This window comes from Silvimonas iriomotensis (genome assembly GCF_014645535.1).
GTDB lineage: Bacteria > Pseudomonadota > Gammaproteobacteria > Burkholderiales > Chitinibacteraceae > Silvimonas > Silvimonas iriomotensis.
In genome coordinates, this window is sequence record NZ_BMLX01000001.1 from 560,713 (window position 1) to 581,454 (window position 20,742).

Below are 20,742 nucleotides of genomic sequence, written 5' to 3' on the forward strand. Positions count from 1 at the left end.
GTATCCGGCCAGGACGGCGGATACCCAAACTGAAGAGGAAAACCATGCAACGACCGGAATTTGAACCCCAAGGCCTCGGATATATTCCGATGGTTGTTGAGCAAAGCGGCCGCGGTGAGCGTTCTTACGACATTTACTCGCGTCTGTTGAAAGAACGGGTGGTGTTTCTGGTCGGTCCGGTGAACGATCAGACCGCCAACCTCGTGGTGGCCCAGCTCTTGTTCCTTGAATCGGAAAACCCGGACAAGGACATCTCGCTGTATATCAATTCTCCTGGCGGCTCGGTCACGGCCGGTCTTGCCATCTACGACACCATGCAGTTCATCAAGCCTGCTGTATCCACACTGTGCGTGGGCATGGCGGCAAGTATGGGTGCATTCCTGCTGACCGCAGGCGAGAAGGGCAAGCGTTTTGCGTTGCCGCATTCGCGCATCATGATCCACCAGCCGCTGATTGGCGGTCTGCAAGGTCAGGCGTCGGATATCGAAATCCACGCTCGCGAACTGTTGAAGACCAAGCGTACACTGAATGAGCGTATGGCGTTCCATACTGGCCAGTCGCTCGAGACCCTTGAACGCGATACGGACCGCGATAACTTCATGAGTGCTGAAGAATCCAAGTCCTATGGTCTGATCGATGAAGTGCTGGTGAAGCGGGCAGGCACCGCCTGATCCGGTAATCCATTCTGACCGCCAGACTGTCATGCATGCTGGCGGTTTTATTTTTTTCTCGCTCTTCTTCCAAGAGGGGGGGATATGACTGACAAGCCCAAAGACAAATCCAAGGAAAAGCTGCTGTATTGCTCGTTTTGCGGCAAGAGTCAGCATGAAGTGACCAAACTGATCGCTGGTCCGCAGGTCTTTATCTGCAACGAGTGTATCGAACTGTGCAACGACATCCTCACCGAAGAAGGTACGGCGCAGATTGGCGCGGCGGTTGAACCGCAAACGCCAACCGGCAAGCGTCTGCCGCTGCCGACGGAAATCCGCGAAACGCTGGATCAGTACGTCATCGGCCAGGAACGTGCCAAGAAAATTCTGGCCGTGGCGGTGTATAACCACTACAAGCGTCTTTCCACCAAGGGTGAGAAAACCGCGGGTGGTGATGTTGAACTGTCCAAGTCCAACATTCTGCTGATTGGCCCGACCGGTTCCGGCAAGACTTTGCTGGCCCAGACCATGGCCAAGAAGCTGGATGTACCGTTTGTGATTGCTGACGCCACCACGCTGACCGAAGCCGGTTATGTGGGTGAAGACGTTGAGCACATCATCGCCAAGCTGCTGCAGCAGTGCGATTACGACATCGAAAAAGCCCAGCGCGGCATTGTTTATATCGATGAAATCGACAAGATCGCCCGCAAGAGCGAGAACCCGTCGATTACGCGTGACGTATCGGGCGAAGGCGTGCAGCAAGCGCTGCTCAAGCTGATCGAAGGTACGGTTGCATCGGTGCCGCCGCATGGTGGCCGCAAGCACCCGAACCACGAAATGCCGCAGGTGGATACCACCAACATCCTGTTTATCGTGGGTGGCGCCTTTGAAGGCCTGGCCAAAATCATCCGCAACCGCTCTGAAAAAGGCGGGATCGGCTTTGGTGCAGAAGTGGCCAGCAAGGATGACCAGACCACCATCGGCAAGCTCTTGCATGACGTGGAACCGGACGATCTGATCCGTTTCGGTCTGATCCCGGAATTTGTCGGCCGTGTGCCGGTGATCGCCACGCTGGACGAACTGGATGAAGCTGCGCTGGTCAATATCCTGACCGAACCGAAAAACGCCCTGGTCAAGCAGTACCAGCGTTTGTTCGAGATGGAAGACGTCAAGCTCGACATCACGCAAGAAGGCTTGCAAGCCATTGCCCGCAAGGCCATGGAACGCAAGACCGGCGCGCGTGGTTTGCGCTCGATTCTGGAATCGTCCTTGCTCGATACCATGTACGAGTTGCCGGCGCTCGAAGGCGTGGCACGCCTGGTGGTGGATGACGCGGTGATTCTGGAAGGTGCCCAGCCGCAACGCATTCCGGCCGAGCCGGCTGAACCCGCTGCTGCCTGATCTCATCATTTTTTAATGATGTTCTGAAAAGATTGCGCATCTACGGGTGCGCAAGCATTTCTTCAATGCTGCCAGACCCTTAGCGGTCTGGCACTTTGCATTTCAAGCTTGCCCGAAACCCGAGGGCGGGCAGATTCTCTGGCTAAATGGCCCACAAGCGTTGAATTTGAGCGCTACAAGCCACATTATTGATCCAGTTCCCACTCATCACAGGGCTCTCAAAATGTCAGAAAACCACGCATTGCCCGCTGAAGTCGCCAGTTTCCCCATGTTGCCGCTCAGAGACGTCGTCGTCTTTCCGCACATGGTGATTCCGCTGTTTGTGGGCCGTCCCAAGTCGATCCGTGCGCTGGAAGCAGCCATGGAGGCGGGCCGTCATATTCTGTTGGTTGCGCAAAAGAACGCGCAGAAAGACGAGCCAGCCATGGCGGATATCTATCCCGTCGGTACGATTGCAACCGTCCTGCAGCTGCTCAAGCTGCCTGATGGCACCGTCAAGGTGCTGGTTGAGGGCCTGCAACGCGCCGATATGCTCAGCCTCAAGGATGAGGATGGCTATTTCAGTGCCGAGGCGCTGCCGCATGAGCCGGGCGAAGACGAAGGCCACGAGGCCGAAGCCATGCGCCGCGCCTTGTTGTCGCAGTTTGACCAGTACGTCAAACTGAACAAGAAGATTCCGCCGGAGGTGCTGACCTCGCTGTCTGGTATCGAGATTGCCGGCCGCCTTGCCGATACCATCGCTGCGCACCTGCCGCTCAAGCTGGAGCAAAAGCAGGCCATCCTGGAAATGGGCGACGTCAAGCGCCGGATGGAACACCTGCTCAAGCAGCTGGAAACCGAGCTGGATATCCTGCAGGTTGAAAAGCGCATCCGTGGCCGCGTCAAGCGCCAGATGGAAAAGAGCCAGCGCGAGTACTACCTCAACGAACAGGTCAAGGCCATCCAGAAAGAACTGGGTGAACTGGACGAAAACGCCGATCTTGATGAGCTGGAAAAGCGCATCAAGGGCGCCGGCATGAGCAAGGAAGCGCGCGAGAAGGCCGAGGCCGAACTCAAAAAGCTGCGCATGATGTCGCCCATGTCGGCCGAAGCCACTGTGGTGCGTAACTATATCGACACCATGCTGGCCTTGCCGTGGAAGAAAAAGACCAAGATCAGCAAGGACGTCGCGGCCGCTGAAGATGTGCTTGATACCGAGCACTACGGCCTTGAGAAGGTCAAGGAACGCATTCTTGAGTACCTCGCCGTGCAAAGCCGCGTTGAGAAGCTCAAGGGCCCGATCCTGTGCCTGGTTGGCCCTCCGGGCGTCGGCAAGACCTCTCTGGGCGAGTCGATCGCCCGTGCCACGAACCGCAAGTTCGTGCGCATGGCGCTGGGCGGTATGCGTGACGAGGCCGAGATTCGTGGCCACCGTCGCACGTATATCGGTTCCATGCCCGGCAAGATCCTGCAGTCCATGACCAAGGCTGGCGTGAAAAACCCGCTGTTCTTGCTCGATGAAGTGGACAAGATGGGCGCGGATTTCCGCGGTGACCCGTCGTCGGCCTTGCTGGAAGTGCTCGATCCGGAGCAGAACAACTCGTTCAGCGACCATTACCTGGAAGTCGATTACGATCTTTCAGATGTGATGTTCGTCGCAACGGCCAACACGCTGAATATTCCGCCTGCCTTGCTGGACCGGATGGAAGTGATCCGTCTGTCTGGTTATACGGAAGACGAGAAGGTCAATATCGCGCTCAAGTACCTTGTACCCAAGCAGATGAAGGCAAATGGCGTGAAGGAAGGCGAACTGGTGATTCAGGACGGCGCCGTGCGTGATATCGTGCGTTACTACACGCGTGAGGCCGGTGTACGTAGCCTTGATCGTGAAGTGGCCAAGATTTGCCGCAAGGTCGTCAAGAATCTTTTGCTCAAGCCGTCTGACAAGAAACAACAGGTTACGCCCAAGAATCTGGATAAATACCTGGGTGTCCGCCGTTTCGATTACGGTATGGCAGAGCAACAAAATCAGGTCGGGCAGGTGACCGGTCTGGCATGGACTGAAGTGGGCGGCGAGTTGCTGACCATTGAAGCCGTGAAGCTGCCGGGCAAGGGCAAGGTAATCCAGACCGGCAAGCTGGGTGAAGTGATGCAGGAATCGATCCAGGCCGCGCTGTCGGTAGTACGCAGCCGCGCGGCGCAATTGGGCATAGATCCTGAGTTCTATCAGAAGAACGACATTCACATTCACTTGCCGGAAGGCGCCACGCCGAAAGATGGCCCGTCTGCGGGTATCGCCATTGCAACAGCCATGACGTCGATCATGACGAATGTGCCAGTGCGTTGCGATGTCGCCATGACGGGTGAAATCACGCTGCGTGGTGAAGTTCTGCCCATTGGCGGCCTGAAGGAAAAACTGCTGGCGGCACATCGCGGCGGGATCAAGCATGTGTTGATCCCGGAAGGTAACGTCAAGGATTTGATAGAGATTCCTGACAACGTCAAGCGTGGCCTCACTATCCATCCGGTCAAATGGTTTGACCAGGTGTTGGGGCATGCACTTGAAAGCCAGCCCGAATCGGCCACTGGCAAAGCAGATAACGCAGAAGGGATCGTGGCGCAAGCCAGCGATCGTCCAGGCGTGGAAACGGGCACACAGCCCACCAAACACTAGTTGACACGTGTTTTTGCCGCTTGCTATAAAGCTCAAGCAATCGGCTGACCGGACCTATCCAACCAGAACGAAAGGGGACACATAAGTGAATAAATCCGAACTGATCGACGCTATCGCCGAATCCGCAGGCCTGTCCAAGGCTGCTGCTGGCAAGGCGCTTGATGCCACCATCGAAGCTGTTTCCAAAGCCCTGCAAGGCGGCGACGAAGTAACGCTGGTTGGCTTTGGCACTTTCTACGTTGCCGAACGTGAGGCACGTAACGGTCGCAATCCGCGCACCGGCCAGACCATCGAAATCGCTGCTGCAAAGCAACCGAAATTTAGGGCTGGTAAATCTCTGAAAGATGCAGTACAATGATTGTCTTTGCTGCTTCAGGTAAATAACGAAGCAGCATAAGACCGGGGGTGGTTAGCTCAGTTGGTTAGAGCACCTGCTTCACACGCAGGGGGTCGGTGGTTCGAATCCACTACTACCCACCAAAAAAAGCGATGCATGAAAGTTGTTGCAAAATACAAAAAGCATGCTATAATCGCTGTCTCTTCTGGAGCGGTAGTTCAGTTGGTTAGAATACCGGCCTGTCACGCCGGGGGTCGCGGGTTCGAGTCCCGTCCGCTCCGCCAGATGAATCAAAAAAGCCAAGCGAAAGCTTGGCTTTTTTGTTTTCTGCTGTACATCTGCCGCACAAGTCACCCTTTTGTCACAACGAACCGAGACGCATCGCCCGCGTTCTGGCATCATACGGCGCGAATCTCTTTTGGAGCGTTGTGTTCATGTTTGATCTGGTGCAAAAAAATAAAACGGCTGCACAGCTCATTCTGGGTGTTGTTTCGTTGGGCCTGATCGTCGGTTTTGGTTTGTCCAGCTATACCGCCATGGAAGGGGGTCCCAACTGGCTGGCCAAAGTAGGTGGCAAGACCATCACTGAAGCAGACGTCGCCAATGCGACGCGCGGCCAGTACATTTCGGATGACCAGAAGCCCGAAGTGGTGCAAAACCTGATTCGCCGTCAATTGATTCTGAATCAGGCGCAATCGCTGCGTCTGACCCCGTCCGCAGCGCAACTGCGTGACGCCATCGCCGCTATCCCGGCTTTCCAGGAAAACGGCCAGTTCAGCGCGACACGCTACCAGGAAATGCTGGCGTCTACCCAGAGAACGCCGGAAAGCTTCCAGCAGGAAGTGGCCAATGATCTGGCATCGCAGCAACTGGTGCTGCCGTTCGCGCAGGCTTCGATCACCTCTAAAACCACCGTCGACCATCTGATTGCGCTGCTGACCGAGAAGCGCGAGATCGCCGTGGCTGTGCTCAAGCCGCAAGACTATATGAGCCAGGTGACGGTGAGTGATGCTGAGGTCAAACAGTTCTATGACCAGCATCAGGCCGATCTGAAAGCGCCGGAAATGGTGCGGGTGGAATACCTTGTGCTGTCCAAGGCACAACTGGCTGCCCAGCAAACCGTATCTGACGACGAAGTGCAGAAGTACTTCGATGCGCACAAGAGTGAACTGGCCCAGGGCGAAGAGCGCGAAGCCTCGCACATCCTGATCCAGTCGCCCAAGACGGCTTCCGCTGCAGACCGCGCCGCCGCCAAGGCCAAGGCCGAGAATATCCTCAAGGAAGTGAAGGCCAATCCGGCACGCTTTGCCGAACTGGCCAAGGCGAACTCGGATGATCCGGGTTCCAAGGACAAGGGCGGTGATCTGGGCTGGAACAGCCGTGGCCGCATGGTCAAGGCGTTTGATGACGCCGTGTTCTCGCTCAAGCAGGGCGAAATCAGCAATGTGGTGGAAACCGAGTTCGGTTATCACATCATCAAGCTTGATGGCATTCGCGGTACCTCGCTGGCTGATCTGAAGCCGCAGATTGTCGAGAAACTGAAGAACGACAAGGCGCAGAGCTTGTACCAGGCCCAGGCCGACAAGTTCAATGAAGTGGTGTACCAGCAAGCCGACAGCCTCAAGCCGGCAGCTGACCAGTTCAAGCTGACCGTGCAACAAAGCGGCTGGATCACCCGCAAGGGCGCCCAAGACCCCGCGCTGAACAACGCCAAGCTGTCCGACGCGATTTTCAGCGACGACGTGCTGAACAAAAAGCACAACACCGAGGCCGTTGAAGTCTCGCCGGGTACGCTGGTTTCTGCACGCGTGGTTGAGCATAAAGACGCTCAGGTGCCGCCGCTGGCTACCGTTGCGCCGGATATCCAAAGCCGTCTGAAGAATGAAAAGGCCGCCAAACTGGTGGCTGCCGATGGCGCCAAAAAGCTGGCTGCACTGCAGAAGGGTGAAAACGTCAATGTGGCGTGGGATGCCCAGACCAAGGAAGTGGCGCGCATGAGTGGTGATCCGTCGATTTCGGCTGATCGTATGTCTGCGCTGTTTGCCGCACCGGCCAACAAGTTGCCGTCTTATGTCGGCGGTGATGATGTCGCTACGGGTGGTTATATTCTGTACAAGGTCAACAAGGTGCTGCCGCAGCAGGAGATTTCCCCGGCCATGCGCGCACAGCTGACCCGCCAGATTGAAGGTGCTTATGGCGAAGAAGCGCTGGGCAACTATCTGAAGAGCCTGCAGGACGGCGCAAAAATTGAAATGCGCGCGGTCAAGGCCAAGGACCCGCAGTAAGCAAAGTTGTCTGACAGTATTTCAGAAAGTAGGGAAAGCGGGCTTCGGCCCGCTTTTTTTGTTTGTTTTTGCTGTTTTGTCAGTTTTGATGTTGACCTTGATAAGGTCTGTGAAAATTTTCGGCCGCCAGACTGCTACTGGTCGGATTTCTGGCAGCAAATGTGCAACAAAGTGTGATTTGGGTCAAAAGACCATTGAATTTTTTGTTAAAGGGGCGGATATATCGAGGTGAGAGATCAATTGATTTCTTATACCCGCTGACGGAGGTTAATAACCATGATGGCAATCTTTGACATGGAATCGGGTGCGAGCATGATCGAGCCGGCGCAGTTTGAGGCCGATTTTTCGCAGTCTGTGACAGACCTCCAGCTCAATCGCCAGCCGCAAGCGGCTTTGCGTTTGATGACCGTAGAAGAAGCAAAAGCGACTGAATCGGCGCGCCCTGCGTCGCCGCAATACCGCCCATACCTTTGATCTTGCATGGTGCCGGTTGCGGCCGGTCAGTCTATATGGGGCACCCACCAGGGTGCCCTGTTTTCACTCAGCGCAGCAATTCCTTCCCTGGCTTCTTCTCTGGTCCGCATATGGGCAATGCGGTGTGCGGTGTCCGAGAGCAAAGAGTCATCAATGGCGCGCCACGCCACCGTGGCAATCAGGCGCTTGGCCGCGCCCACGGCGTGCGGCCCGTTCAGTAGCAGGTGATCCAGCCAGTCCTTGATCTGGCGCGCCGCGTCGGTTTCATCTTCCATGACTTCGTGTATCAAGCCGCAATGCGCCGCGGCCGCCGGGCCAAATCGTTCTGCCGTCAAAAAATAGCGCCGTGCCGCACTGGTGCCGATCTTGCCGACGATATACGGCGCGATGATGGCCGGGACAAGCCCAATGCGGGTTTCCGGCAGGCAAAACCAGGCCTGGCTGGTGGCTACAACCATGTCGCAACAGGCAATGATACCCACGCCAACGCCCATGGCCGGGCCATTGACCAGTGCCAGTACCGGCGCGGGCAATCGATCCAGTGCCTGCATCATGCGCGCCAGCCGCAAGGCCTGTTCAAAATTGTCGTGTTGTTCTTCGTTGCTCATGTGGGCCAGCCAGCGCACATCGTTGCCAGAGCAAAAGGTATCGCCGTCCGAGCGCAAGATCAGGGCGCGCAGATGCGGGTTGTGGGCCAGTGCAGCCAGCGAGGCAGTCAGTTCTGCCACCAGAATGTCATCCACCGAGTTGCTGGTTTCTGGCCGACTGAAGGTGATGGTGGCTACCCCGGCAGGATTCATTTCAAGACGGAGAGTATCGCTCATGCCGTTATCCTTGCTGAATGCCACAGCCCGATGGGGCTTACCTCATTGATTTAGCGTATAAAAGACGGGATTTCCAGTTCGCCGGGCCACTCTGGACAATCTGATGGCATAAACACACATTCAGTTACATGAGCCATTGTGATAAAGTTCGCCGCTAAATACCGGCTTGCCCGATTGCGGTGCATGTGTGATTGCGCCAGGCGCATCGCATGGGGCACGATGCAATGGCCGTTGCGACAACAAACATTTTGCGTATCCGCTTTGTGACTGATCGAATGAGGTTGTGGTTTTCCCCCGTGTTGCTGGTGTTGGTGTCCGGCCTTGTACTGCTGGCACAACCTGCAAGGGCAAACCGTGTCGAAATCCCGGGTGTAGGCGGGGTGACGCTCACCGCAGAATACACGCCGCCGCCATCCGGCAATGTCAACGCGCCTGGCATGCTGCTGTTGCATGACTGCAGCGGCTTGTGGGTCAAACCTGGCGTCATGGCGGCACGGCCGGCACGCATGGCCGGTTTGCTGCAGGAACTGGGCTACGGCGTCTTGATGGTCGACAGCTTTGGCCCGCGCGGCGTGCATGAAGTGTGCACGACACCCAGCCATGATCGCCCGGTGAATGTGCAGCGCCGCGCTGAAGACGCGCAACGCGCAATCAACTGGCTCAAGGCCCGCAAGGAAATCGACAGCAGCCGCATTGCAGTGCTGGGCTGGTCGCAGGGTGCGACCACCGTGTTGTCGCTGATGAACTCGGACAACCCGGGCGTGCGCGCTGCTGTGGCGTTTTATCCTTCTTGCGCACCGTTCCTGAAATTATCGCAACGCTACCAGCCAGCCGCGCCAACCCTGGTGCTGGCCGGTGAAGCAGACGACTGGACGCCGGTTGAGCCGTGCCGCGATCTGGTGTCGCACTCGGGTATGGATACCTTTCGCCTTGTGAGCTATCCGGAAGTCTTCCACGACTTTGATGATCCGGGTGTGGAAGTGCATGTGCGCAAGGATATTCCCAACGAGCAGCATCCGGGGCAGGGCGTCACGGTGGGCTACAATCAGGCTGCCACCGATGATGCCTACCGCCGCGTCTTCAAATGGTGCTCGCGCTGGCTGGATCCATTCCATACTTATCCGTACGAGCAGCGCACTTCGCGTGCGCCGACGCCAACACCCGTCAAAAAGCAATGATTTGATATTGCCGGCCTTGCTTTAATCAAGGTTGGTGCATTGCCAGGCGGGCAAAGTGTGGGTGATGATCTCGTCCCGGGGTGGCGCACAGCAAGCGCCGCCGTTTCAGCTTTTATCTTGCGCCATTGTCAGTGCGGCCCGTGCCAGGGCCGCTGCGTGTGCGCCATGCAGGAGTCAGCGAAATGAGCCTTAGCCAAACAGAACAACAAATCCTGGCCAGTGTCCCCGGTCTTGCCATTGTCTCCTCTACCGGCACCTATGCCGGCGCGGGGCTGGACCTGCTGACGGTCGAGAACGCCGGCGGCCAGGCCACCATCGCCTTGCAAGGCGCGCACGTGGTGTCGTTTACCCCGCGGGGTGGCGAAGATGTCATGTGGATTTCGCCCAATGCGCAATTTGCCGCAGGTGAAGCCATTCGTGGCGGTATTCCGCTGTGCCTGCCGTGGTTCGGCCCGCACCCGCAAGATGAAGACAAGCCCAAGCACGGCTTTGCGCGCAATGAAATCTGGACACTGGTTGAAGCCAGCCAGCCCGCCGCCGATGTCACCCGCGTGACACTGGAACTGCGCGACAACGACGCCACCCGCGCGCTGTGGCCGCATGCCTTTGTCTATCGTCTGGCAATCAGCGTGGGCAAGGCCTTGCATCTGGATCTGGCCATTGAGCACAAGGGCAATGCGCCGCAACTGCACTCGCTGGCCCTGCATACCTATTTCAATGTGGGCAAGGTTACCGACGCCGTCATTACCGGCCTGGCGGGCACGACCTTCATCGATACCATTCCCAAAGACAAGCCGCGCCATAAGCAAGAAGGCGATGTGCAACTGGTCGGCCCGACTGACCGCGTGTATGTGGACGTGCCGCGCACCCAGCATATCAAGACGCCGGCACGCAGCATCAAGATCGATAGCGCCGATACACATTGCGCCATTGTCTGGAACGCCTGGACCAACGCGGACAAGATCGCGGACATTGGCCCGGGTAACTATGTCGGTTATCTGTGCGTGGAGCGCGGCGATGCGTGGGAGTTCTCTCCGACCCTGCAGCCGGGCCAGGTTCACCACGCCACGATGACGCTGTCTGTCGAGTAATCTGTAAATCTGTAAAATAGTCGCAACTTGCGATTAATCCGTCGGGCCGCCGCAGTGCGGCCCGTCTGCTTTGCAGTGGAGTCCCATGAAATACAGCGACTTGCGCGACTTTATGGCGCAACTGGAAAAGCAGGGTGAACTCAAGCGCGTCACCGCGCCAGTCTCGCCCGTGCTGGAAATGACCGAAATCTGTGATCGCACCTTGCGTGCGGCCGGCCCGGCCATTTTGTTCGAGAACGTGCCAGGCAGCGACATGCCGGTGCTGGGCAATCTTTTTGGTACGCCCCGGCGTGTCGCGCTGGGCATGGGCGCCGATGACGTGGGCGCCTTGCGGGAGATCGGCAAGACCCTGGCCTACCTCAAGGAGCCCGAGCCGCCGCGCGGCCTGCGTGATGCATGGGACAAGCTGCCCTTGCTCAAGCAGGTGCTCAACATGGCGCCCAAAGAAGTGCGCCGCGGCCTGTGCCAGGAAACCGTCATTGAAGGGCCAGATGTCGATCTGGCGCGTATCCCGGTGCAACATTGCTGGCCGGGGGACGTGGCGCCGCTGATTACCTGGGGCCTCGTGGTGACCCGCGGGCCGCACAAGAAGCGGCAGAACCTGGGTATTTACCGGCAGCAGGTCATTGGCCGCAACAAGGTCATCATGCGCTGGCTGGCGCACCGTGGCGGCGCGCTGGATTTTCGCGAATTCGCCAAGGCCAATCCGGGCAAGCCGTTCCCGGTGGCCGCGGTGCTGGGGTGTGATCCGGCCACCATTCTGGGTGCGGTGACGCCGGTGCCCGATACGCTGAGCGAATACCAGTTTGCCGGCTTGCTGCGCGGCTCCAAAACCGAAGTGGTGCAGTGCCTGGGTAGTGACCTGCAAGTGCCGGCCACCGCCGAGATCATCCTGGAAGGGCATATTTATCCGGATGCCGGCCACGCATCGGGCTACGAGCACGCGCTGGAAGGGCCGTACGGCGACCATACCGGCTATTACAACGAGCAAGACTGGTTCCCGGTCTTCACCGTTGACCGCATTACCCAGCGGCAGAACCCGATTTACCACAGTACCTATACCGGCAAGCCGCCCGATGAGCCGGCCGTGCTGGGTGTGGCGCTCAATGAAGTATTCGTGCCGATCCTGCAAAAGCAGTTTCCGGAAATCGTCGATTTTTACCTGCCGCCCGAGGGTTGCAGCTACCGCATGGCGATTGTCTCGATCCGCAAGCAGTATCCGGGGCATGCCAAACGCATCCTGTTTGGGGTATGGTCATTCCTGCGGCAGTTCATGTACACCAAGTTCATCGTGGTGGTGGATGAAGACGTGAACACGCGTGACTGGAAAGAAGTGATCTGGGCGATCACCACGCGGATGGACCCGGTGCGCGACACCACGCTGGTGGAACACACGCCGATTGATTATCTGGATTTCGCCTCGCCCGTCAGCGGGCTGGGTGGCAAGATGGGGCTGGATGCCACCAACAAATGGCCGGGTGAAACCAGCCGCGAGTGGGGCCGCCCGATCGAGAAAGACCCGGCCGTTGTGGCGCGTGTCGATGCCATGTGGTCGGAGCTGGGCCTGTAAGCCGCCATCGCGACCGGCCCGGCGGCAAGGAGGGTGCATGTGGTTTCTGACAGAGCTGGCAGAGCGGCGGATTGCCGAAGCACGGGATCAGGGTGAGCTTGATAACCTGCCCGGCGCAGGCAAACCGCTGCCTGATGACGAGATAGACCCGCTTGTGCCCGAGCATCAGCGCCTTGCGTTCCGGGTGCTCAAGAACAGTGGCTTTTTGCCGCCTGAACTTGAAATGCACAAAGAGGCGGTAGAACTTGCAATGCGGCTGGCCACCAGCGATACAGAAATAACGGCAGAACAACTGGCGCGGCTGGAACAACTGAATCAGTGGCTGACGCATGCCGGGCATCCATCGCTCAAGGTGCCGGCAGGGTACCTGGCCTTGATTGAAGCCAGGCTTTCCCGCCGCGAATGACCCGCAAACCATAACTTTTGAAAGCAACGCCCATGCTCACCAATACCCCTCGCGAATTTGCCTTCACCGAACAGGATTTCGAAAAAGTCCGGGTGATGATTTACAACTACGCTGGCATTGCGCTGACACCGGCCAAGCACGACATGGTGTACGGGCGCCTGGCGCGACGGCTGCGCGCGCTGGGTTTGCGCACTTTCAATGAATATCTGCAGGTGCTGGAACGCGGCGACAGTAAAGAGTTCGAGCTTTTTACCAACTCGCTGACCACCAACCTGACCTCGTTTTTCCGCGAGTCGCATCATTTTCCGATGCTGGCCGACCACCTGAAGGCAGCGCGCGGCAGTGGCGTGCTGAACCTGTGGTGTTCTGCCTCCAGCACGGGTGAAGAGCCGTATTCGATGGCCATTACCGCCTGCGAAGCGTTTGATACGCTGCGCCCGCCGGTACACATCATTGCGACTGATCTGGACACCGGCGTGCTGGAGACCGCGCGCCAGGGCGTGTACAGCGCCGATGAAGTGGAAAAACTGGAAAACAACCGGGCCCGGCGCTTTTTTGATCGCCAGCCCGATGGCCGTTACCGTGCAAAGCAGGAGCTGCGCGATCTGATCGTGTACCGGCGCGTGAACCTGATGGAGCCCAACTGGCCGATTCGCGGCCCGCTGGATGCCATTTTCTGCCGCAACGTCATGATTTATTTTGATAAACCGACCCAGCTGAAGGTGTTGCAGCGCTTTGCGCCGCTGCTCAAGCCCGATGGTCTGTTGTTTGTCGGGCATTCAGAAAATCTGTATCACGCCGCAGACATCTTCAAGCTGCGCAGCAAGACCGTGTATGAGCGGGTGCAGGGCGGCGCGGCGGCCACGTCTACCAGCCCCTTGCGTAGCGGGCTGCGTTAAGCCCGGGATCGGGTCTCAGACATACAACATGGCGCGGCCGACGGCGCGGGCGGCGTCTTCGCCCACCAGCTGGCGCGCCAGATCCAGCGCAAACAACCCGGCCGTACCCGCCCCGCGTGATGTCGTGACCTGACCATCGTTCACGACGTTGGCCGCCGTCACATGGGCGCCACCTTCACGCAGCACTTCTTCACATCCCGGAAAACAAGTGGCGTTGCGCCCGGAGAGGATGCCGGCCCGCGCCAGCACGGTGGGCGCCGCACACAAGGCCGCCACCAGTTTGCCCGCGTTCAGATGCGCCAGTAGGCGTGGCGTCAGTTCGGCTTTTTGCTGCAACGCCGCCGTGCCTGGGCCGCCACCGGGCAGGATGATGGCGTCTGCGATCACGCCATCGGCGGCATCAAACGCGATATCGGCCTGAATGGTGATGTCATGCGCACCGGTAACAGCGCGGCTGCTGGTCAATGCCACCATGGTGGTTTCGACGCCCGCACGGCGCAGCACGTCGACAATGGTGATCATTTCGACTTCTTCGAACCCCGGGGCGACATACACATGCGCGGTCGTCATGATGTTTCCTCCAGAACCGGGTCGTCGCGGTGTTTACATTTCACCGGCGGCGTGGTGTTCCACAACCGTGGCTGCGCGGCCGGCATCCGGTGACAGTTGCAGGAAGATGGCCGCAGCCAGCACCGACATCCCGCCCACACACAGAAAAGTATAGTGGAACGATTCGAGTACCTGTCCCTCGGACGGATGCACGTACTGCGCCACGAAGCCTTGCAGCAACGCCGCCGCCGCCGCCACGCCAAGGCTGACCGACAATTGCATGACCACCGAAAGCAGGCTGTTGCCGCTGCTGGTGTCGGCTTCGGACAGATCAATGAGCGTGACCGTATTCATGGCGGTGAACTGTAGCGAATTGACCGCGCCAAAGATGGCCAGCTGCACCAGCAACAAAGGGTAGGGCGTATGGGCACCGACCGTGGCAAAGCTGGCGATCAACGCCCCCAGCAAGAGTGTGTTGATGGTCAGCAAGCGGCGATATCCCAGGCGTTCGATCAAGCGCCGGGCGATGGCTTTGGCAAACATGGCAAACACCGCGGTCGGGATCATGGTCATACCGGCCTGAGAGGGCGAGAACCCCAAGCCCACCTGCAATAGCAAGGGCATCAAAAAAGGCATGGCACCGCTACCCAGGCGGGCAAACACATTGCCCAGAATCCCGACTGCATAAGTATGCGTGCGGAACAGCATCAGGCTGAAAATGGGTTTGGCGTGATTGGCAGCATGCAGCCAGTACGCCGCCAGCGAGGCCAGACCGGCCAGCAACAGCAGCATGACCCGCGCATGCGCCAGATGCAGCTCGCCCAGGCCCTCCAGCGCCACCGATACCAGCACCATGGCTGCGCCAAACAGCAAAAAACCGGTGAAATCAAACCGCACCCGTTCCGGCCCGCGCAGATCCGGCAGGTATTTAAGCGTGGCAATACAGCCCAGGATGCCGACCGGAATGTTGATCAGGAAAATCCAGTGCCAGGAGGCGTACTCCACCAGCCAGCCACCCAGCGTCGGGCCAATCAGCGGGCCGACCATGCCAGGCAAGGTCACAAAGCTGAGCACATCTACCAGTTCTGAGCGTGGATACGCCCGCAGCACCACCAGCCGCCCGACCGGCACCATCAGCGCGCCGCCAATCCCCTGGATCACCCGTGCGGCCACCAGAAACCCCAGCGTGGGTGATTCGGCGCACAGCAGCGAGCCAATGCTGAACAGCAAAATGGCACTAAAGAACACGCGCCGGGTGCCGAACCGGTCTGCAATCCAGCCCGAGGCCGGGATCAGCAAAGCCACGGTGAGCAGATACGCAATCACCACCGACTGCATGCGCAAGGGGCTCTCATTCAGGCTGGCTGCCATGGAGGGCAGCGCTGTGTTGAGAATGGTGCCGTCCAGCATCTGCATAAAAAAGGCGATGGCCACAATCCAGGGGAGAAGTTTGGCGGTGCGCGGGTCCAGAACTGGCGGCATGGCGGTTTCTTGTTTTGAGGGGTTTGAGGGTTGCTACTGATTCTAGACAGCAGATGGATTAATCTCTGCCCTTTGTGATCTCTCTATCAGCAAGGACAAACCCGTGCCGCCCCGTATTGTTTTCCTGGATCGTGAAACCCTGCCGGTGCCCGTGCGGGCTGTGAATGTGCCGCATGAGTGGGCGCAGTATCCGCTCACCACGCCGGCCGAGGTGGTCTCGCGCCTTGAAGGTGCTCAGGTGGCCATTACCAACAAGGTGCCGCTGGATGCTGCCACCATCGCCGCGCTGCCGGCGCTCAAACTGATTGCAGTCGCCGCAACGGGTTATAACCAGGTCGATCTTGTGGCTGCCCGCCAGCATGGCGTCACGGTGTGCAATATCCGCGACTACGCCATTGCCGGTGTAGCTGAGCACGCCTTGATGCTGATGCTTGCGCTCAAACGACAATTGCCGGCTTACCGCCATGCAGTGGCCGCCGGCGACTGGCAACGTGCTCCGGGTTTCTGTCTGTTTGGCGCGCCCATGCATGACCTGGCCGGCGGCACGCTGGTGCTGCTGGGGTCAGGCACGCTGGCGCAGGCGACGGCGAATCTGGCGCAAGCATTCGGCATGCGGATTGTCTACGCCGAGCGCAAAGGCGCAACGCAGATCCGCACCGGTTATAGGGCGTTTGAAGAGGCGCTGGCGCAGGCGGATGTGCTCAGCCTGCATTGTCCGCTGAATGAGCAAACCCGCAACGTGATCAGTGCGCGTGAACTGGCTTTGCTTAAACCCGGTTGTGTGCTGATCAACACCGCGCGGGGCGGGTTGGTGGATGAAGCCGCGCTGCTGGCGGCCCTGCAAAGCGGCCAGTTGGGTGGGGCCGGGCTGGACGTACTGATTGAAGAGCCGCCGCGCAACGGCAACCCGCTGCTGGACGTGAATCTGCCCAATCTGATCATTACCCCGCACGTGGCATGGGCCAGCGTGGAAACCATGTCCGTGCTGGCCGGCCAGTTGATCGACAACATCGAGGCATTTTTGCGCGGTGAACCGCGCAATGTGCTGGTCTAGCCGTAAAACGGCAACGCCAGAAAGAGCTTGATGGCAATGGCGTTGATGATGTCGATAAAGAACGCGCCCACCATCGGCACCACCAGGAAAGAAATGTGTGACGGGCCAAAGCGGTCCGTCACTGCCTGCATGTTGGCGATGGCAGTGGGCGTGGCGCCCAGACCAAAGCCGCAATGGCCGGCGGCCAGCACCGCTGCATCGTAATTGGCGCCCATGACGCGGAAGGTGACGAAGATGGCATAGGCCGCCATGACCAGCGTCTGCACCGCCAGAATGATAAATACAGGCAGGGCGAGGCCGCCCAGCTCCCACAGGCGCAGGCTCATCAGCGCCATGGCCAGGAATAATGACAAGCTGACGTTGCCCAGCACGGAAACCGCCCGGTCAAATACGCGATACCAGCCAGTCAGCCCCAGCACGTTGCGCAGCACCACGCCGACAAACAGCACGCAGACGAACACCGGCAGTTCGGCCGCGGTGCCACCCAGCAAGCCGGCAATATACTGGCCGCCCAGCAGGCTGACCGCGATCAGCGCCAGAGTTTCAATGAACGATTGCACCGTGATCAGGCGCATGGCATGCGGCTGTTCAAAGGTGTGTGCGCCCGCGGTACTGCTGTGTTTTTCATCAGGCAATTTGACGCGCCGGACCAGAAAACGCGCGACCGGGCCGCCCAGCAAGCCGCCGCAAACAAGCCCGAACGTGGCGCAGGCAATGGCGATTTCAGTCGCGCTGGCCAGCCCGTATTTCTCGGTAAACACCTTGGCCCAGGCCGCGCCGGTGCCATGCCCGCCCGAGAGCGTGATCGAGCCCGCCAGCAAGCCAAATTGCGGATTGATCCCCAAGGCCAGCGACAACCCCGCGCCGACCAGGTTTTGCGTGATCAACAAACCGGTGACTACCAGCAGGAACACGGTCAGCACCTTGCCACGGCGCAGGCTGGCCAGGTCTGCATTCAGACCAATCGAGGCAAAAAACGCCAGCATGAGTGGGGTCTGCAGGGATTTATCGAAATTCACGTCCACCTGCAGCGCCGAGTGGGCAAGCGCCAGTACCAGCGCCACAATCAGCCCGCCGGCCACGGGTTCGGGAATGCTGTAGTTGCGCAAAAAGGCGAGGCGGCTAATCAATAAACGTCCCACCAGTAGCACCAGAGAAGCGGCAACCAGCGTGCCGTAGACATCAAGTTGCATGAAAATCACGTCCGTTAAGGGCAACGGTTGATTTTAGGTGAGCATGGCACTTGTGCGGGCGTGATTAAACCCAGACCAATGACATACTGATCAGCCTTGGCCTGATGGCACAGTGGCAAAAACTGTGCGGTGAGTCAGCCGTGCCTGCCGGGTAGAACCGGCGCAGGTCAGGCGTGGGCGATTAGTCCAGCGCGCGGCGATACAGCAAGACGGGCAGGGATTGTTCACCGACGTGATGGGGCTGGGCGACGCCATCGGTATGAAAGCCGTGTTTCTCATAAAACGCACGGGCCATGCGGTTGGCCTCCAGCACCACCAGCCCGGCATGGCGCCAGCCCTGACGGCGCAGCGCGTAAAGGGCGGCGTGCAGCAGTGCCGCGCCGTGACCGGCGCCCCAATGCGCCGGCGCAATGTACAAACCCTTGATGGCACCGCAATCGGGCGGTACTTCGTTATCGGCACCGTACCCGATCCAGCCCACGACGGCCTCATCTGAATCCAGTGCCACCAGAAACCCCGGCCAGGGCCGGGACAGATTACGTTGCCACCGTTGCGTGCGTGCTTGCAGGTTCATGGTGGCCAGAAAACCCGGCGCTACGATCTGTTTGTAGGCCGCTTGCCACGCGGCAATATGAATGACGGCGATGGCGGGCGCATCGGCAAGTACGGCTGGGCGAATGTGGCTGGTCATGGCAAAGGCTCTGTCTGTGGCAGAAGCGTGTGCGGCAAGAGACGCAACAAAAAAGCCCCGTTGCCGGGGCTTTTCATGGATCAACTCAACAACGTGCCGGCAGTGGCTCAGACGTTTTCCAGCGCCAGTAGCTCGGCAATGGTCTGGCGGCGGCGGATCAGGGTGATCTTGTCGCCATCGACCAGCACTTCCGGCACCAGCGGGCGCGAGTTGTAGTTGGACGACATGCTGGCGCCATAGGCACCGGCATCGTGGAACACCAGCAAATCGCCGATCTCGGCATCTGGCAAGGCGCGTGGCGCGACAATGCCGCCGTCTTCCACCGTGAACACGTCGCCGGATTCACACAGCGGGCCGGCAACCACGGTCGGGCGCGTCGGGTTGCGCTTTTCCACGCCATCGCTGCTGACCACGCTGATCTCGTGGTAAGAGCCGTACATGGCCGGGCGGGTAAGGTCGTTGAAACCGGCATCGACCAGCACGAAGTGGTTGCTGCCGACATCTTTTTTGGCGCGCACTTCGGCAAGCAGTTTGCCGGCTTCAGCCACAATGAAGCGGCCGGGTTCGATTTCCAGATGCACCGGGTGGCCCAGATGCGCTTCAATCTGCTTGCGCGCCTTGTCCCAGATGCTAAAGTAGTGTTCGGTATCCACGCGGGTGGCGGTTTGATCGGCGTGGTACGGCACAGACAGGCCACCGCCAGCAGAAATGGCGCGGATATCGTGGCCGGAGGTCTTGACCTGTTCCACCATGGCATCACACACGCGTTGCAGGTGGGTGTAATCCACGCCCGAACCAATGTGCATATGCAGACCGACCAGATCGAGCTTGTAGCGCTTGATCAGTTCAATGGCCTCGCCCAGGTGTTCGTACCAGATGCCATGCTTGGACGACTCGCCGCCCGTGTTGGTCTTGCGGCTGTGGCCGTGACCAAAACCGGGGTTGATGCGCAACCACACGCGGTGACCCGGGCTTTTCTCGCCCAGTTGTTCCAGCATTTGCGGCGAACCGGCATTGACCGGCACTTTCAGTTCCACAACGCGGTCCAGCGTGGCGCGATCCAGAATATCGGCGGTCAGCACCATGGGGCAGGGCTCGTCGGCCACCTGGTAACCTGCGGCCAGCGCACGTTCCAGTTCACCCAAAGACACCGAATCGACCAGCACACCTTGCTCGCGCATCAGTTTGAGCAGATGCACGTTGGAGTTGGCTTTCTGCGCGAAACGCACGACATCGAAATAACGCAGCTGTTCAATGCGCTCGCGGATGATTGCGGCGTCATAAACATAGCAGGGCGTACCGAACTGTTCGGCGATACGGGCAAGCAGGGGGCCGTTGGCTGGCTTCATGGAATTCCGGTGTCCGTTGTTTTTGTGTGCTGGAAAACCCTTATTCTACATGGCCGGCGTACTTTTACACCGGGCGCGCTGTAACAGATCATCAAACCGGTGCGCCTTGCGCCGGATCAGTGCAAGCGCCCGGACAATGCCAGACCCAGCACCCCGGCCAGGGCCAGCGCGGCCACAAACCCGAACCAGCGCGTGCGGATGCGCAGACGCTCGATGGCGAGCACCATCTGCGCGTTCTGTTCGGCCAGCCCGTTGATCAGGCGTACCGACTCTTGCAGATCGTGCTGCAGGTCAGCCAGATCGGCGCGGGTTTGCGCCAGTTGCTGTTCCAGCCACGCTTCTTTGTCATTGCTATCCAGATTGGGCGGCGGTACCGGCTCTGGCGGCAGCGGCTGGCTGGAGCGGGTGAACAGCTTGCGGGTGGCTTCGATCAGTTTGGGCGTGTTGTCGATCACCTGACCCCAGGGAATGGCCTGGACGGCGGCGAGCCAGTTAAATGGCACGGGAGTGGCTCCTGCTGAGGGTTTGGTTGAAGCGTTGATGTTAGCGCCTGGAGGAGTGCGGCTGAAAGGCATTTTGACGCGGGAGGTGGCGACGGCGGGTGTCGCAGGGCGGATTCGAAGCACTCGCGACATTCCTCCTTGGCGATACGGCGA

General features: G+C 59.1%; 19 protein-coding genes and 2 tRNA genes. 14 read left to right on the top strand and 7 right to left on the bottom strand.

All coding sequences use genetic code 11. The annotated features are described in order from the left end of the window. Positions 1-44 precede the first annotated feature (44 nt). From clpP to IEX57_RS02570, 8 genes are all read left to right on the top strand, one after another. Positions 45-671 carry an ATP-dependent Clp endopeptidase proteolytic subunit ClpP gene (gene clpP / locus IEX57_RS02535; protein ID WP_188688351.1) on the top strand — a complete coding sequence of 209 codons (627 nt, stop codon included), beginning with the start codon at positions 45-47 and terminating at the stop codon, positions 669-671. Between the two features lie 84 nt (positions 672-755). Further along, the gene (clpX, locus tag IEX57_RS02540) at positions 756-2,051 is read left to right on the top strand and encodes an ATP-dependent Clp protease ATP-binding subunit ClpX (protein WP_188702004.1); all 1,296 of its coding nucleotides are present in this window, start codon (positions 756-758) and stop codon (positions 2,049-2,051) included. 223 nt (positions 2,052-2,274) lie between these two features. Further along, positions 2,275-4,704, top strand: coding sequence for an endopeptidase La (lon, locus tag IEX57_RS02545; RefSeq protein WP_188702007.1), 2,430 nt, complete (start codon positions 2,275-2,277; stop codon positions 4,702-4,704). Between the two features lie 85 nt (positions 4,705-4,789). Further along, a complete protein-coding gene (locus tag IEX57_RS02550; RefSeq protein WP_184097309.1) occupies positions 4,790-5,062 on the top strand; it encodes an HU family DNA-binding protein in 273 nt (90 codons plus the stop codon). A gap of 45 nt (positions 5,063-5,107) precedes the next feature. Next, a tRNA-Val gene (locus tag IEX57_RS02555) sits at positions 5,108-5,184 on the top strand. 64 nt (positions 5,185-5,248) lie between these two features. Next, positions 5,249-5,325, top strand: a tRNA-Asp gene (locus tag IEX57_RS02560). Positions 5,326-5,487: 162 nt separating this feature from the next. After that, complete coding sequence (locus IEX57_RS02565) at positions 5,488-7,326, top strand: peptidylprolyl isomerase (RefSeq protein ID WP_188702009.1); 1,839 nt, start codon at positions 5,488-5,490, stop codon at positions 7,324-7,326. A gap of 276 nt (positions 7,327-7,602) precedes the next feature. Beyond that, the gene (locus IEX57_RS02570) at positions 7,603-7,800 is read left to right on the top strand and encodes a hypothetical protein (protein WP_188702011.1); all 198 of its coding nucleotides are present in this window, start codon (positions 7,603-7,605) and stop codon (positions 7,798-7,800) included. A 26-nt stretch (positions 7,801-7,826) separates the two neighbouring features. Here the strand turns inward: IEX57_RS02570 and IEX57_RS02575 are convergent, their stop codons facing one another. Continuing rightward, on the bottom strand, positions 7,827-8,624 hold the full coding sequence (locus IEX57_RS02575) for an enoyl-CoA hydratase-related protein (protein WP_188702014.1): 798 nt from the start codon (positions 8,622-8,624) through the stop codon (positions 7,827-7,829). Between the two features lie 380 nt (positions 8,625-9,004). On the opposite strand from IEX57_RS02575, the gene IEX57_RS02580 reads away from it, so the two are divergent. The 5 genes from IEX57_RS02580 to IEX57_RS02600 all read left to right on the top strand — a co-directional run bounded on the left by IEX57_RS02580 (position 9,005) and on the right by IEX57_RS02600 (position 13,768). Beyond that, the gene (locus tag IEX57_RS02580; RefSeq protein ID WP_188702015.1) at positions 9,005-9,802 is read left to right on the top strand and encodes a dienelactone hydrolase family protein; all 798 of its coding nucleotides are present in this window, start codon (positions 9,005-9,007) and stop codon (positions 9,800-9,802) included. 182 nt (positions 9,803-9,984) lie between these two features. Then, the gene (locus tag IEX57_RS02585; RefSeq protein WP_188702017.1) at positions 9,985-10,893 is read left to right on the top strand and encodes a D-hexose-6-phosphate mutarotase; all 909 of its coding nucleotides are present in this window, start codon (positions 9,985-9,987) and stop codon (positions 10,891-10,893) included. A gap of 85 nt (positions 10,894-10,978) precedes the next feature. Further along, positions 10,979-12,463, top strand: a complete 1,485-nt coding sequence (gene ubiD, locus IEX57_RS02590; protein ID WP_188702019.1) for a 4-hydroxy-3-polyprenylbenzoate decarboxylase — start codon at positions 10,979-10,981, stop codon at positions 12,461-12,463. Between the two features lie 37 nt (positions 12,464-12,500). Continuing rightward, the gene (locus IEX57_RS02595; RefSeq protein ID WP_188702021.1) at positions 12,501-12,869 is read left to right on the top strand and encodes a DnaJ family domain-containing protein; all 369 of its coding nucleotides are present in this window, start codon (positions 12,501-12,503) and stop codon (positions 12,867-12,869) included. A gap of 32 nt (positions 12,870-12,901) precedes the next feature. Continuing rightward, positions 12,902-13,768 (top strand): CheR family methyltransferase, encoded by an 867-nt coding sequence (locus tag IEX57_RS02600; protein ID WP_188688332.1) that lies wholly within the window; start codon positions 12,902-12,904, stop codon positions 13,766-13,768. Between the two features lie 15 nt (positions 13,769-13,783). Here the strand turns inward: IEX57_RS02600 and IEX57_RS02605 are convergent, their stop codons facing one another. Together IEX57_RS02605 and mdtD are read right to left on the bottom strand one after the other, a co-directional pair. Further along, positions 13,784-14,338 (bottom strand): DJ-1 family glyoxalase III, encoded by a 555-nt coding sequence (locus IEX57_RS02605; RefSeq protein ID WP_188702024.1) that lies wholly within the window; start codon positions 14,336-14,338, stop codon positions 13,784-13,786. Between the two features lie 33 nt (positions 14,339-14,371). Further along, complete coding sequence (mdtD, locus tag IEX57_RS02610; protein ID WP_188702025.1) at positions 14,372-15,799, bottom strand: multidrug transporter subunit MdtD; 1,428 nt, start codon at positions 15,797-15,799, stop codon at positions 14,372-14,374. Between the two features lie 103 nt (positions 15,800-15,902). Here mdtD and IEX57_RS02615 point away from each other — a divergent pair, with 103 nt between their 5' ends. Beyond that, the gene (locus tag IEX57_RS02615) at positions 15,903-16,853 is read left to right on the top strand and encodes a D-2-hydroxyacid dehydrogenase (RefSeq protein WP_188702027.1); all 951 of its coding nucleotides are present in this window, start codon (positions 15,903-15,905) and stop codon (positions 16,851-16,853) included. On the opposite strand, the gene gltS is transcribed toward IEX57_RS02615, so the two are convergent. From gltS to IEX57_RS02635, 4 genes are all read right to left on the bottom strand, one after another. After that, the gene (gene gltS, locus IEX57_RS02620; protein ID WP_188702030.1) at positions 16,850-18,046 is read right to left on the bottom strand and encodes a sodium/glutamate symporter; all 1,197 of its coding nucleotides are present in this window, start codon (positions 18,044-18,046) and stop codon (positions 16,850-16,852) included. The genes IEX57_RS02615 and gltS overlap by 4 nt on opposite strands. A 181-nt stretch (positions 18,047-18,227) precedes the next feature. Continuing rightward, entirely contained in the window at positions 18,228-18,737 is a 510-nt protein-coding gene (locus IEX57_RS02625) for a GNAT family N-acetyltransferase (protein WP_188702031.1), read from the bottom strand. Between the two features lie 107 nt (positions 18,738-18,844). Further along, positions 18,845-20,086 carry a diaminopimelate decarboxylase gene (gene lysA, locus IEX57_RS02630; protein ID WP_188702032.1) on the bottom strand — a complete coding sequence of 414 codons (1,242 nt, stop codon included), beginning with the start codon at positions 20,084-20,086 and terminating at the stop codon, positions 18,845-18,847. Between the two features lie 116 nt (positions 20,087-20,202). After that, positions 20,203-20,589, bottom strand: a complete 387-nt coding sequence (locus IEX57_RS02635) for a hypothetical protein (RefSeq protein WP_188702033.1) — start codon at positions 20,587-20,589, stop codon at positions 20,203-20,205. Positions 20,590-20,742 lie beyond the last annotated feature (153 nt).

Coding starts and splice junctions, on each gene's coding strand:
- mdtD (WP_188702025.1), bottom strand. CDS start 15,799: ATGCCGCCAGTTCTGGACCCGCGCACCGCCAAACTTCTCCCCTGGATT.
- lysA (WP_188702032.1), bottom strand. CDS start 20,086: ATGAAGCCAGCCAACGGCCCCCTGCTTGCCCGTATCGCCGAACAGTTC.
- lon (WP_188702007.1), top strand. CDS start 2,275: ATGTCAGAAAACCACGCATTGCCCGCTGAAGTCGCCAGTTTCCCCATG.
- IEX57_RS02625 (WP_188702031.1), bottom strand. CDS start 18,737: ATGACCAGCCACATTCGCCCAGCCGTACTTGCCGATGCGCCCGCCATC.
- IEX57_RS02575 (WP_188702014.1), bottom strand. CDS start 8,624: ATGAGCGATACTCTCCGTCTTGAAATGAATCCTGCCGGGGTAGCCACC.
- clpX (WP_188702004.1), top strand. CDS start 756: ATGACTGACAAGCCCAAAGACAAATCCAAGGAAAAGCTGCTGTATTGC.
- IEX57_RS02595 (WP_188702021.1), top strand. CDS start 12,501: ATGTGGTTTCTGACAGAGCTGGCAGAGCGGCGGATTGCCGAAGCACGG.
- IEX57_RS02605 (WP_188702024.1), bottom strand. CDS start 14,338: ATGACGACCGCGCATGTGTATGTCGCCCCGGGGTTCGAAGAAGTCGAA.
- ubiD (WP_188702019.1), top strand. CDS start 10,979: ATGAAATACAGCGACTTGCGCGACTTTATGGCGCAACTGGAAAAGCAG.
- gltS (WP_188702030.1), bottom strand. CDS start 18,046: ATGCAACTTGATGTCTACGGCACGCTGGTTGCCGCTTCTCTGGTGCTA.
- IEX57_RS02585 (WP_188702017.1), top strand. CDS start 9,985: ATGAGCCTTAGCCAAACAGAACAACAAATCCTGGCCAGTGTCCCCGGT.
- clpP (WP_188688351.1), top strand. CDS start 45: ATGCAACGACCGGAATTTGAACCCCAAGGCCTCGGATATATTCCGATG.
- IEX57_RS02570 (WP_188702011.1), top strand. CDS start 7,603: ATGATGGCAATCTTTGACATGGAATCGGGTGCGAGCATGATCGAGCCG.
- IEX57_RS02600 (WP_188688332.1), top strand. CDS start 12,902: ATGCTCACCAATACCCCTCGCGAATTTGCCTTCACCGAACAGGATTTC.